This is a genomic window from Pseudoalteromonas sp. NZS11_1, assembly GCF_015864275.1.
GTDB classification, from domain to species: domain Bacteria; phylum Pseudomonadota; class Gammaproteobacteria; order Enterobacterales; family Alteromonadaceae; genus Pseudoalteromonas; species Pseudoalteromonas arctica.
Genome location: NZ_JADYXK010000004.1, coordinates 70933 through 84970 on the forward strand (window position 1 = coordinate 70933; position 14038 = coordinate 84970).

A 14038-nucleotide genomic window follows, 5' to 3' on the forward strand; every position below is an offset into this window, starting at 1 on the left:
TTGGGTGTCTTTTTTTGTACATATTCCCGCCATAAATATTCCATATTTGTTTAATCTTTATGTAAATAAAGTTCATCCTCGTTGTCATATTTAAAATTCATACTGTGCTCGTTTTCATATTTCATAATTAAAACTAAACGGGACAACAATGTACGCTTTAAAAAATAAATCGCTTTTGAGTATGGCTATTGCCATGGCTGTATCAACATCTGCTTATGCTAACAATGACACCATAGAAGAAGTAACCGTGGTTGCTAAACCAACGAGCTACGCTAACAATGTTATTGAGCCTGCAATGCTTGAGCAACAAAGTTCGGTATCGAGCATATTATCGGTTATTGATAATTTACCGGGTATTAGCATAAATGAAGGTGATGCATTTGGTGGCGACGATTGGTCTACTACAATCACCATGCGTGGTTTTAGTATTGATGGAAACCAACAACAATTAGGTATGACCGTTGATGGCATTCCCAATGGTGGCTCTAATTACGGCGGTGGTGCTAAAGCTAACCGTTACTTGGAGAGTGAAAATTTAGCAACGGTAGAAGTAGGTCAAGGTACGTCTGATATTAAGTCGGCTTCACTTGAAGCACTAGGCGGGACATTTAACTTTGTAAGTAAAGACCCAAGCCTTGAAAAAGGCACTACCTTTGCTTATACCTCAGGCAGCCACGATGCCACGCGTTATTACATTAAACACGAAACAGGCACTGTTTTTAATAACACACAAGCTTACGTAAGTTACTCGCAAACAGATACAAGCCGCTGGATTGGTTCTGGCAGTAATGGCGGTAAAGACAATCAACATGCTGAGGTTAAGTTTGTATCTAATTTTGACGATTTAACACTTACTGGTCGTTTATCTTACGATGATGTAAGCGAGACTAACTATAACAGCGTAAGCCTTGAGCAGTTTGAACAAACACCAGAGTGGGATCAGTTAACATGGAATTGGACGGGAGTTCCGCACTTTGACCAAATGTTTGCAGAAGGTTGGGGCACACTTCGTGAAAACACCTTAGGTTATTTAAAGTTTGAGTATGCGATTTCGCCAAGCTCATTATTAACTGTTAGCCCTTATTATCATAAAAATTCAGGTCGCGGCGATTGGATCCCACCTTACTTAACAACGCCCGTTGATGAAAATGGCGACCCAACAACGCAAGGTGGCACTAATGCAGGCTCTTATGGTTTTGCTGATAGTGAAGGCAACCCGCTTGCACCAAATGCCGATTGTACGCAAAGTTTGAGCTGGCCATGGGAGTCGGGTCCTGGTTTAAACCCTGCGTGTTACGATGCAACAGCAACACCTGTCATGTCTTACCGCCATACGCATTACAACAAAGATCGCTTAGGTGTAACGGCAAATTACCAAGCGACATTTGGTGATCACGATATAGAAGCGGGCTTTTGGTATGAGCAAAGCGAGCGTGAAGAATCGCGTGATTGGCACAAAGTAATTGATGCGCGTATTTATCATCACTTTGATAGCACGCCTTACTGGACACAATACAAAAACACTTTTGATACCGATACATTCAAATGGTACCTACAAGACTCGATTAATTTTGGTGACTTAACATTAAATATTGGTGCAAAACAATATTTAGTTGAATTACAAAAGTACGACCACTTTGCTAACGAAAGATCAGATAAAGTAGATAGCGACTCAGACGTGTTATTTAGCGGGGGTGTATTGTATCAGCTAAATAACAGCACAGAATTATTTGCCAGTTACAGCGAGAATTTTTCAGCAATAAAAGACGGTGTACTTGAGCGAGATAGCTCAACACTTACAAACATAGAGCCAGAAACTGCCGACAATATCGACTTTGGTGTACGTTACCAAGCCGACAGGTTAACCCTTACAGCAACGGCTTACAGTGTTAAATTTGATAACCGCATTACCTTTATTGCGCCTGGTAGTGGCACAGACGGCATTGATTACACGATTGGCACAAATGGCTCGTACGTAAATGTAGGGGGTATTGACTCAAATGGGCTCGAGCTTGCAGCAAGCTATATGTTAACACCAAGCTGGAGCGTGTACTCGTCGTATACTAATAGCAGTTCTGAGTATTCATCCGATGATCCAAATGCATACGATTCACAAGGCGTAATATTAAGAGATGAAAGTGGTAATGAGGTAGCACCAAGCTTTAGAAAAGGCGACAGCATAATAGATTCATCAGAGGATTTATTTGTGGTATCTACCGATTACTTTAGCGATGGCTTTCGTGTTGGTTTATCGGCTAAATACACCGGCGAGCGTTTAGGTGCATGGCAAGACGAAGACACCCGCGCCCGCAATAAAGTAGACGGCTACACCGTACTTGATTTTAATGCAGGTTATTCAACTGACGTAGATGCCGGCCCGTTTAAAGCCATTGACGTATCGTTTGTTGTTTATAACGTTACTGACAAAAGCTACTTAGCAGGTGGTACCGGTAACGGCGCTACTTATTACATTGGTGCGCCTCGCACTGCGGCAGTTACATTGACCGCTGACTTTTAATTAGGTTTTAGTAATTGAATTAAAATATAGCCCATCATTGATGGGCTTTATTATATGAAAGGGCGCAAACGCGATGAAAACAATTATAAAAGTAACACTATTTAGCTTAAGTGTATTAGCGAGCAGCTTTGCAACAGCAGCGCAAAATGTAGTGCTGGTAACGCTTGATGGAGTACGCTGGCAAGAAGTATTTAATGGGGCTGATAATAGCTTAATTAATAATACTGATTTTGTTAAAAAGCCTGAGCAATTAAAGAGACAATTTTGGGCAAAAACAACAAATGAGCGCCAGCAATTACTTATGCCTTTTTTAACGCAAGTAGTGGCTAAAAAAGGGATTATAATTGGCGATAGAGCTAACGGCTCTAATATGTCGGTAAGTAACCCGTGGTATTTTTCATACCCTGGTTACAACGAAATACTCACCGGTGAAGTTGACGAAAGTATAAATAGTAACAACAAAGTGCTCAACCCAAATAAAACTATTTTAGAGCGTTTAGATAAGTTACCTGAGTTTAAAGATAGCACTGCCTTATTTGGTAGTTGGGATGTATTCCCATACATTGTAAATACTAAGCGCAGTAACGTGTATGTAAATGCAGGTTTTATGTCAATTGAAGAGAATTTATTCACCGATGCGCCGCTGTTAAATACGCTACAAAGTGAAATCCCCAGTCCTTGGTATAACGTACGACTAGACAGTTTTACATATCGCTTTGCTAAAGCGTATATGTTGGCTAAAAAGCCTAAGTTGTTAGTGATAAGTTTAGGCGAAACCGATGACTTTGCGCATGATGGTCATTACGATCAATACCTTAAATCGGCAAGGCAAAGTGACGCTTTTATAAAAGACTTATGGGCAACTATTCAAACTACAGCGGGTTATAAAAATAACACCACACTAATTATTACTACTGATCACGGCCGTGGCAATAATGCCAATGATTGGCAACATCACAGCTCTAAACGTGCACTTGCTGAGCTAGAGTTAGGTGAAAATACCGACCCAGAAGGAATTGTCGGCTCTGAACATATTTGGCTTGCAGCCATTGGCCCCGCAATAAAAGGTAGTGGCTTAATTAAAACTAAAAATGAGCTTAAACAAGCGCAAATAGCGGCGACCGTTTTAAAGGCTCTTGGGCAGAACCCAAATGAAATAAATTCAAATATGGCGCCTGCTATTAGCGAGATTTTAAAATGAAGAATCTATTAAAACCATTAACCCTATCTGCCTTGGTGTTGAGTTTGGTTATTAGCGCGAGTGTTAATGCCGCGCCATCTAAAATCCTATTTGGTTCGTGTGGGCATCAAGATAAAAACATACCCATATTTAATGCAATTAACAAAGAGCAGGGGGATTTGTTTATATTTTTGGGTGACAATATTTACGGCGATACCAACGATATGGATGTACTTGCCGATAAGTACCAACGTTTAGAGGCAAAGCCTGGTTTTAAAACGTTAAAAGCGCAAACGCCTATCATTGCCATGTGGGATGACCACGATTATGGCCAAAACGATGCAGGTAAAGAGTATCCGCATAAAGAGCAATCACGCCAAATTATGCTTAATTTTTGGGATGAACCTGTAAACTCAGCGCGTCGCACTCGTCCTGATGGAATTTATACCTCGTACATGTATGGTGAAAATGAGCAAACCATACAAGTAATAATGCCTGATTTACGTTGGAACCGTGATGCGCTAAACCATGTAGGTGAGCTTGAATACTACACTAAGCGTAAGTTAAATAACCAAGGCCCGTATAGTCCCAGTGAAGTAAAGGGCGCATCAATGCTAGGTGAAGCCCAGTGGCAATGGCTTGAACAAGAGCTTAAAAAGCCTGCTGCAATAAAATTGATTGCCTCAAGCTTACAGCTTTTACCCGATTTTACAGGTTGGGAGTCATGGGCAAACTTTCCTGAAGATAGAAACCGTTTATTTGCATTGATTAAAAAGCATAAAGTAAATGGGGTAGTGATCATCAGCGGCGATACGCACTGGGGTGAAGTATCAAAGTATCAGCAAAACCTTGATTACCCATTAATTGAGATGACCAGCTCTGGCTTAACTGAAAAGTGGAAAGATGTAAGCCCTAACAAACACCGAGTAGGGAATTTTACTCATAACGTAAATTATGGTGATTTAAGCATAGACTGGCAGCAAATTGACCCCACTATTTCACTTAAATTAAAAGGCATTGATGGCGAAGTAATAATGCAAAGTGACTTTAGTTTATCAAGTATTAGCCCTTATAAATAAACTCACTACTACGCACAGTATATAAAATAGATGCTGTGCGTATAAAATCTGTAAGTTAGTTCTTAACTCTCTGATTTATTAAAGCCAATTACCCGTTTGCGCTACCCCTAATATTGAAAATATCTTACACTGGTTTTATCTCAAGCAAGGTCAGTGTTATATGCTAAATATTATTCAATCAAACCGGATGGAAGCCCTGCAAGCGCAGTTCCACCAGCTGTTAAAAGTAAACCCATTGCAAAGCCCGTTCGACAAAGAAGTAGTGCTAGTGCAATCGCCGGGTATGTCGCAGTGGTTAAAAATAGGTTTGAGCGAAAACTTAGGGGTTGCGGCGCAGGTAGATTTTCCGCTGCCGTCGAGCTTTATTTGGCAGTTGTATCAGCAATTACTGCCAAATGTCCCTAAAGAGTCGGCATTTAATAAGCCCAACCTTGCTTGGAAGCTGTTCGCAATTTTACCAACCTGTATTGACGAGCCATTATATTTGCCGCTAAAAACTTATTTAGAGGGCGATATCGACGGGCAAAAAACCTTTGCGCTGTGCGAAAAAATAGCCGATGTGTACGACCAATATTTAATGTACCGACCGCACTGGATAGCCACATGGGATAGCGGCAAAGATGACCTTGATGACGTAGATGTAGCCATTGCCCCATGGCAACCTGACTTATGGCGACGCATTGTAAAACTAAGCCAAGAGCTTGGGCAAAGCCAATTTCATCGCGCTAATATGCAAGGGCAGTTACTTGCAGCACTTGAAACCATGGATAATAGCTTACTGCCACAACGCATTAGCTTATTTGGTATATCGGCGATTGCCAGTTCCCAGCTAGACGTATTTGAAGCGCTGAGTAAAAAAACCGAGGTTATATTATTCTTTTTTAACCCAAGTGAGCATTACTGGGGCGATATTATAGATGAAAAAACAGCAGCTAAAATAAGCGCTAAATACGCCAAAATGCCGCTGGTGGAAGCACAACAAAAAAAACAAACCAATCCAGATGAAGAATACTACTTTATTGGTAATCCGTTGTTATCGTCGTGGGGTAAATTAGGTCGCGACTATTTTGAACAACTTGTACAGTTAGATGCCCGTTGGATTGATGGTTTTATTGATGTGTTTGACGACACCTTACTAGGGCAAGTACAAAGCGAGATTTATCAGCTTGCGTTTAAAGGCGAATCGCTGACAGATAACAAAGAGTGGTTTATAAACGACGAAGGTAAGTTACCAATCAGCGCAACCGACACCAGTATTACGCTCAGCGATTGCCATACACCGCTAAGGGAAGTTGAGCGCTTGCACGACTACTTACTTAACTTATTTAATCAAAACCCAGCGCTTACCCCCAAAGACATAATTGTCATGATGCCCGATGTAGGCACTTACAGCCCTTACATTGAAGCCGTATTTGGCGGGGCACAAGGCAGCCGCTTTATTCCTTACGCATTGGCCGATTTAGCCATAGAGCAAGAAAAGCCTGTCCTTAGCTCATTTGCGAGTTTAGCTAACTTACCGTTTTCGCGCTTTGGTGTGTCGGATATTCTCGATTTATTACAAGTTACGCAAATAGCCGAAAAATTTGGGCTTGAAGCGCACGAATACGAGCAAATTCAATACTGGCTTGAACGTGTTGGGGTTAAATGGGGTATAAACGCAGCGCATAAAAGCAGCTTTGATTTACCCGCTATCGATTTAAATACCTGGCAACATGGGCTTAACCGTTTACTGCTTGGTATTGCTATGCGCGACGAACAATGCCCGTTTAACGGTATTTACAGCGCTGACGAAGTAGAAGGCATGGCGCTCGATACACTCAATAAGCTCGTGCACTTTATTGATGTACTGCAAAGCTTTAAAGAGCAGCTAACGCCCGATGATACGCTCACCAATAAAGCGCATATTTTAAGCGAGCTGTTAAACGCCATATACGAAAGTGAAAGCGATGACAGTTGGGATTTATTAGTACTTCAAAACGTGCTCGAAGAAATACAAAAACACCACGACAACGGCGATTACAGTAAAGCGGTTTCGCAGCGTATTGTTAGTTATTTAATTAAACAAGGCATTCAAGAAAAAGGCGTAGGGCAGCGATTTTTGGTCGGGCAAGTAAACTTTTGTACGCTTATGCCCATGCGCGCCGTACCATTTAAAGTGGTATGCATGCTGGGCTTAAACGATGCTGACTACCCGCGTAACGTACAACCCATTGGTTTTGACTTAGTGCCCTATTCTAAAAAGCAAAAAGGTGACCGATCACGTAAATTAGATGATCGCTACTTATTTTTAGAAGCGCTACTGAGTGCCCGCGACAACTTATACATGAGTTACATTGGTCGCTCGTGTTTTGATAACCAACCGCGCATGCCATCAACGCTTGTAAGTGAGCTGTTAGAATATATTGGCCGTAGTTTTGTATTAAACGAAAAGAGTGAAAAAACGCTGCCCGCATGTCTAATCAATCAGCAGCATTTACAGCCCTTTAATAGCCATTACTATTTAGCCGATGAGCAAGCTAATACTGTGCTGAGTAACCACAGTTACAACCCAATTTGGCTGCCAAGTGAGTCAATTAAACCAGAGCCAGTTATTGCACTTGATGTGACTGTGCCAGAGCAGCAAGATCTCGATGTGTTTATTAGAAGTGTGTGCAGCGCACAAGAGAGCTTTTATCAGCAAACATTAGGTTTACGCCTGCCACAATTTAACGAAGTAGCAAAAGACGAAGAACCATTTAGCCTAGATGCACTGCGCCGTTATTTTTACCTTGATGAAATACTTAAAGCCAATATAAACGAGCAACCGCTGAGTACAGAGCAAATACTGCAGCGAGGTGAGTTACCTCAAGCCAATGTAGGCAGCCTCATATTTGAGAGTATGGAGCACCGAGTTGATGCGCTTGCAGGGCAAGTAAAAGAGCACATTAAAGGCGGGAAAAGTGAGCCGATAGAAGTTTTGCTTACCATTGAAGGCACCAAAATAGAGGGCTGGCTAAATCATGTTTATTTGCAAAAACAAGTGTTTTATCGCAGCGCCAGTATTAAAGCGAAAGATTTAATTAAAGGCTTTATTTATCACCTTGCAGCGCAAAGTATGGATCAACAAGTAGAAACATTGTTACTTGGGCTTGATAAGCAAATTACCTTTGCGCCCATAAACAAAGCCGATGCGGATGCACTATTAGCCGATTGGTTTGAGTTATACAAAGCGCTGCGCGCAGAGCCTGTGCCGTTTTTTCCGGTAAGTGGTTATGAATACGTTAAAAGCGGCGGCGATATAACAAAAGCAATGAGCAAATTTAGCCCGCAATACATAGGGCGAGGCGAGGGCGAAAACCCGTATATTCGCTTAACGGTGCAATCGCTAAATGACTGCCAAGAAGAATTTATAAAATGGAGTGATAAATTGCTCACGCCTTTATTTGAACACGCAAAGGAGAGTGACCATGCAAGCGCTTAATCCTCTTACTATGCCGCTCATTGGTCAAAGTTTAATAGAAGCCAGTGCGGGTACCGGCAAAACCTATACAATTACGGGGCTGTATTTACGTTACTTACTAGGTATGCAAATAGAAGGTGAGTTAAATACGCAGCTCAGTGTTGAGCAAATTTTGGTTGTAACCTTTACCGACGCCGCCACCCAAGAAATTAAAGACCGCGTACGCAGCCGAATCATTGCTGCACGCGACGCACTGCTTGGGCAAGACCCAAATGACGAACTCATTGAAGGCGTAATTGCCAAAATTGATGATAAACACCGCGCGTTTGATTTGCTCGATGCAGCTGCTAAATCAATGGACGAAGCCGCTATTTTTACCATTCATGGCTTTTGTCAGCGGATGCTAAAACAACATGCGTTTGAGTCGGGTGTGGCATTTAATCTCGAATTTATTTTAGATGAGCGCGACATACTGCTCGAAACTATTAAAGATTTTTGGCGTGCGTTTGTATACCCACTTAACAAAGAGCGCACCGATGCTATTTTAGATGTATTTGCCGCACCAGAGGCTTTATTCGCTCAAGTGGCGAGCATTTTAAATAAAGCCAATGCGCACATTACACCACAAATAAAATTAGACGATGTGTGGAAAGCCCGCGACGAGTACATAACCTGTGTACCCGCATTTAAAAAAGCGGTATTAGAGCAAGAGTTTATAGGTGCTATTAAAGGCTCGGGTTTAAGCGGGTCTAAAACGCCAGCACGAAAAGGCAGCCTTAGTGCGCTTGAGACATTTTGTTTAGGCGGCGATTTGTTTTTTGAATTTGGCACTAGCAAGTATTCGTTTGAAGTGTGGAGTACAGAAAACCTAAGCGATGCAGGCAATTATAAAAAGAATCAGCCATTATTTGTGCATCCATTACTGAGTCAATTTGACGAGCTTGCCGCCCTTAATAACACCATAAACCAAGGGCTTAAAATAGCAGTTATACAACATGCAGCACGCTGGGTAAAAGCTGCAATAGTTAAGCGCAAGCAAGAGCAAAGCGTGATCACCCCAGATGACTTACTGACCAATTTACACAGTGCGCTTAATAACGAGCAAGGCGACGTACTGGCGCAAAAAATTGCGCAGTTGTTTCCGGTTGCCATGATTGATGAATTCCAAGATACCGATCCGATTCAGTACGGTATTTTTAGTAAAATTTATGGGCAACAAAATACCACGCTTGCCATGATAGGCGACCCCAAACAGGCTATTTATGGCTTTAGGGGCGCGGATATTTTTACGTATATTGGCGCAAAAGAGGCAGTGCAGATTGATCAGCAATTTACGCTGGGTACTAACTTTCGCTCAAGCACCGATATAGTAAATAGCGTTAATAGTTTATTTGGCAAACACGCTAACAGCTTTATTTATAACGACGCTATACCCTTTAACGCAGTAGCTGCTAAAGGCAAAAAAGCGGATGACTCTTTTTTAATTGATGGCAAACCCGCTACCGCATTCGAATTTAATGTATTTGTAGATGAAGCCGCCGATGAAAAGAACAAACCAACTAACAAAGGTGTAGGGCAAGCGCATTTAGCCACTCACTTTGCTAATAAAATAGTGACCCTGCTTGAAAAAGCTAAACAGGGGGACGCGTGCATTGGCAGTAACCCTGTAAGCGCTGCCGATATTTGTATATTAGTGCGCGACCGTGTTGAAGCACAAATAATGAAAAAAGCGCTTAGCGAAGCCAAAATAGCCAGCGTGTATTTATCGCGCGAAAGTGTTTTTAGTCAAGAGCTTAGCCATCACCTACTTAACTTTTTAACGGCGCTGCATGGTCAATATGACGAGTCATTGCTGCGCGGTGTTTTAGCTGGTCCATTATTTTGTTTAAGTTATAACGAAATACATGCACTAGCCGATGATGAAAATAAATGGCAAGAGCATTTAAACTTTTTTGCACAACTTAGCCACATTTGGAACAAGCAAGGCGCTATGGCCATGCTTGAGCGCTTAATGAGCCATAACCAGCTTAGCGCTAAATGGCAAGGGTTGGGATATAACGTTGAGCGTTGGCTGACGGACTTTAGGCACTTGGGCGAAATACTTCAGCAAAAACAAATAGAGCTTGAAGGCACGCTGCGTTTGCTGCGATGGTTTGCACAAAAGGTAAGCCAACAAGATGGCGAAACAGTACAAGTGCGCCTAGAAAGTGACGCCAATTTAGTTAAAATTGTCACTATGCATGCCTCAAAAGGGCTTGAATACCCACTGGTATTTATGCCGTTTGCCAGTGGCTATCGCGAAACAAAAGAAGCGCTTTATCATAATAATGGCAAGCTAGTTTACGATTTAAGTAAAGACGAAGATGCCCTTCAAAAAGCAGAACAAGAACGCCTAGCTGAAGATTTACGCCTGCTTTATGTAGCACTTACTCGCGCCGTACATTTTTGTGCGCTTGGTGTTTATAACATTGGGCAAGGACAAAGTAGCCGCTTGGCTATGCAAAGTAGTGCACTGGGGCATGTTTTATTTGCAGGGCTTGAACTTGCCAGTAGCCAAACATGGCGCACGCATTTAAGTGAGTTTTGCGACGCTAATAGCGCGATGAGCTATCAGCAATTTACCTCACAAACATTATTAGAGCAGGGCACGCTTTGTTTTAGTAATAGCAAAATTGCGCAGCAAACGTTAAGTGTTAATAAAGTAACGGCAAATATTGAGCGTAACTGGCGAGCAACCAGCTTTAGTGCGTTAAGCTTTAAAAAGCATAGCGACCAATTAGCCCCAGGGCGAAGTGATGAAGATCACGAAAAAGACGAGTTTGCAGTGCAAGAGGACGAACTGCCATCACCTTATAGTTTTCCTAAAGGGCCAAAGCCGGGTAGCTGTTTGCACGAAATATTTGAACAAATAGATTTTATTAGCCCAATAGTTCACCCAACTAATACCGAGCAAAACTTATCTGAGGTAGTTAAGCGCAGCCTTGAAAAGTATCACATAGGTGAGCAATGGCGAGAAGTGGCTGAAAAGTGGGTGCTTGATGTTATTGCGTGCCCCCTAGATAAAAGCTCTCTAGAAAACAGCCTTCTTTCATTAGGTGTGCTTACACCCAATGACTGCCTAGTCGAAATGGAGTTTAATTTACCACTTGAGAGCTTAAGTGCACCAAAGCTCAACGAAATGCTGGTTAAACATTTTGGCTTTACGCAAAGTAAGCTTGAATTTTCGCACGTAAAGGGCTTGTTAAAAGGCTTTGTCGATTTAATATTTTGCTACCAAGGCAAGTATTATATTTTAGATTATAAGTCTAATTATTTAGGCAGTACGCCAGCTGATTACGAAGGCGATATGCTTGAGCAAGCGATGAGCAGTCATCAGTATCATTTACAGTATTTAATTTACACCGTAGCACTGCATCGTTTATTAAAACAACGTATAGCTGATTACTCAATAGAAACCCATTTAGGCGGCGTGTATTACACGTTTTTACGTGGAATGCCGGCAGGGCAAGGCGTGTACTTTAAAAAGCTAACTGTAGAGCAAGTAACTATTTTAGATGGCTTATTTAGCCAAGGAGCTATGCTATGAGCGATTTAAATGAGCAACCTGGATTGTTTGACGATATTGACGAGACACTTAATAATGAAGCTGCAGAGCCTCTTACTTCAAAAAATGTAGCACAAGATGCCCCATTAGAGGACATTGTGTTAAATAATACGATTACCGAAGTCCCGTTACTTGAGTATTTATTAGCGCAAAATCGACTGCGTGTAGTTGATGTGAAGCTCGCTGAATTACTGTGTGCTAATGACATTGAGCAAACTCACAATGAACTGTTTTATATTATTTTATTGCTGTGCTTATCGCAGCAAAGCCAGCATAGCTGCCTAACCTTAAATGAAGTTGATTGGAGCAATCCTTTTAACTTGCGCAAAAGTGACTTTAATAAACTCGATGGTAATGTACCCAGTACGCTAAGCCCGTTTAGTGATGACTTTAATGTACAAACAGCGCTCAGTTACTTACAAAACCATGAAAGCGTAGGCGCAAGTAAACCACTGCAGCTGTTTAACGAGAGACTTTATTTTGCGCGCCTTGCAGGTTATGAGCAAACACTCGCAGATAGATTACTAAGCATGAGCGAGCGAAAGCTCAATATTAATAATGAAGTATTGGCTGAACTTTTAAATACCTATTTTCCTGCTGATTCAACAATTGAAACTGATTGGCAAAAAGTGGCGTGTGCGATTGCCGCCACCAAAGGCTTTAGTGTGATCACGGGTGGGCCTGGCACAGGTAAAACCACTACAGTGACTAAGTTGTTGGCTATTTTACAGTCACTTTATAAAACCGCCCCGCTTAGCATTAAACTTGTGGCCCCTACAGGTAAAGCCGCTGCACGCTTGAGTGAGTCAGTCTTAGGTGCTAAAAATAAACTAACAATTATTCCTGATAATATTAAAACGCTGATACCACAAAACGCTCAAACTATTCATCGCTTATTGGGCGTAAAACCGTTTACTAATAAATTTAGGCATAACAAAAGCAATCCGCTGCATTTAGATGTGCTAATTATTGATGAAGCCAGTATGGTCGATTTATCGCTGATGGCTAAATTAATAGAAGCACTTCCTGCGCACGCGCGATTAATACTCCTAGGTGACAAAGATCAGCTTGCCTCGGTAGATACCGGCAGTGTAATGAGCGATTTATGCCAAGGTTTAACACTTGGGCAAACGCCACGCTACTCGCAAGCACGTTGTGATGAGCTAAATAGTTTATGTTTTAATAATAAACCTAAACTCGTATCGCAAAGCGTGAGTGAATTTAAACTTGCAGATTGCATTGCCTTTTTACAGCACAGTTATCGATTTGACGCACAAAGCGGTATTGGTCAACTCGCACTTGCGGTAAACACCAATAACACCGGTATTTTAAATTACGTAGAGCAAGAAAGTACTGAAGGGCGTTTTAACGATGTAATTTTAGATTACGACTTTGTAGCAAAACCGATTGAAAAGCTCGTTAAAAGTGCAGCAAGTCATTATGCAAAGTATCTTAACTTAATAGCCCAAGGGGCAGGTGTTGCAAAGGTGCATGCTGCTTTTGCAAGTTATCAGCTTTTAGCTGCAGTGCGAGAGGGCGATTACGGCGTTCATAGCTTAAATCAACGAATAGAGCGTGTGTTGCAACAGCAAGGTTTAATTACCGTAAGTCCTAATACTCACCACTATACGGGTATGCCTATTATGGTGAGCCAAAACGATTATCAACTTAAGTTATTTAACGGTGATATTGGTATTTTAATGCCCGATGAAAGTAATCAGCTCAAAGCCATATTTATTGATGAGCAAGGTAATCAACGAGCATTTTCGCCAGCACGACTCCCTGCGCACGATAAAGTCTATGTAATGACTATTCATAAATCACAAGGTTCAGAGTTTAGCTACACAGCCATGGTACTGCCACCGCTAAAACAAGCGCGCATGGGTATTAACAGGCAATTAGTGTATACGGGAATAACCCGCGCTAAAAATAAGTTTGAGCTGGTGGCTGACGAAAAAGTACTGCAATTAGCAATGAATAAAAGCGTATCGAGAGCGTCTGGATTGTATGAAAGATTAAAGTTTGAGAATTAAAGGTTCTGCTGGGACATAGAAGTTATTTTATTGATGTATCCACATATTTGTAGATACCAGTGTTTATGTATTGGCTATTTTAAAACTTTCTGAATCTAGTAATTAAAGCTCTTATTATTTATCGCGTTATAAATGATATCTTCTATAATAAAATTAATTTCATTTCATATCGAATGTATTAGTAG

The 14038-nt window shown here is 41.5% G+C and carries 6 protein-coding genes; all 6 read left to right on the forward strand.

Translation table 11 applies throughout. The features are described from left to right. Positions 1-148: 148 nt before the first annotated feature. The 6 genes from I6F44_RS05160 (at position 149) to recD (ending at position 13853) form a co-directional block, all read left to right on the forward strand. Positions 149-2518 carry a TonB-dependent receptor domain-containing protein gene (locus I6F44_RS05160; protein WP_197173390.1) on the forward strand — a complete coding sequence of 790 codons (2370 nt, stop codon included), beginning with the start codon at positions 149-151 and terminating at the stop codon, positions 2516-2518. Between the two features lie 73 nt (positions 2519-2591). Beyond that, on the forward strand, positions 2592-3719 hold the full coding sequence (locus tag I6F44_RS05165) for an alkaline phosphatase family protein (protein WP_121954566.1): 1128 nt from the start codon (positions 2592-2594) through the stop codon (positions 3717-3719). Then, positions 3716-4777, forward strand: a complete 1062-nt coding sequence (locus I6F44_RS05170) for an alkaline phosphatase D family protein (protein WP_121954565.1) — start codon at positions 3716-3718, stop codon at positions 4775-4777. The genes I6F44_RS05165 and I6F44_RS05170 overlap by 4 nt, the downstream gene beginning before the upstream one ends. Before the next feature lie 160 nt (positions 4778-4937). Next, positions 4938-8237: an exodeoxyribonuclease V subunit gamma gene (recC, locus tag I6F44_RS05175; RefSeq protein ID WP_121954564.1), complete on the forward strand. Its 3300-nt coding sequence runs from the start codon at positions 4938-4940 to the stop codon at positions 8235-8237. Continuing rightward, positions 8224-11802 (forward strand): exodeoxyribonuclease V subunit beta, encoded by a 3579-nt coding sequence (recB, locus tag I6F44_RS05180; RefSeq protein WP_121954563.1) that lies wholly within the window; start codon positions 8224-8226, stop codon positions 11800-11802. The genes recC and recB overlap by 14 nt, the downstream gene beginning before the upstream one ends. Beyond that, on the forward strand, positions 11799-13853 hold the full coding sequence (gene recD / locus I6F44_RS05185; protein ID WP_121954562.1) for an exodeoxyribonuclease V subunit alpha: 2055 nt from the start codon (positions 11799-11801) through the stop codon (positions 13851-13853). Before recB ends, recD begins: the two co-directional genes overlap by 4 nt. Positions 13854-14038: the final 185 nt, after the last annotated feature.

Bases quoted from the DNA above. Each gene is read 5' to 3' on its own strand.
- I6F44_RS05160 (WP_197173390.1), top strand. From the start codon at position 149: ATGTACGCTTTAAAAAATAAATCGCTTTTGAGTATGGCTATTGCCATG.
- I6F44_RS05165 (WP_121954566.1), top strand. From the start codon at position 2,592: ATGAAAACAATTATAAAAGTAACACTATTTAGCTTAAGTGTATTAGCG.
- I6F44_RS05170 (WP_121954565.1), top strand. From the start codon at position 3,716: ATGAAGAATCTATTAAAACCATTAACCCTATCTGCCTTGGTGTTGAGT.
- recC (WP_121954564.1), top strand. From the start codon at position 4,938: ATGCTAAATATTATTCAATCAAACCGGATGGAAGCCCTGCAAGCGCAG.
- recB (WP_121954563.1), top strand. From the start codon at position 8,224: ATGCAAGCGCTTAATCCTCTTACTATGCCGCTCATTGGTCAAAGTTTA.
- recD (WP_121954562.1), top strand. From the start codon at position 11,799: ATGAGCGATTTAAATGAGCAACCTGGATTGTTTGACGATATTGACGAG.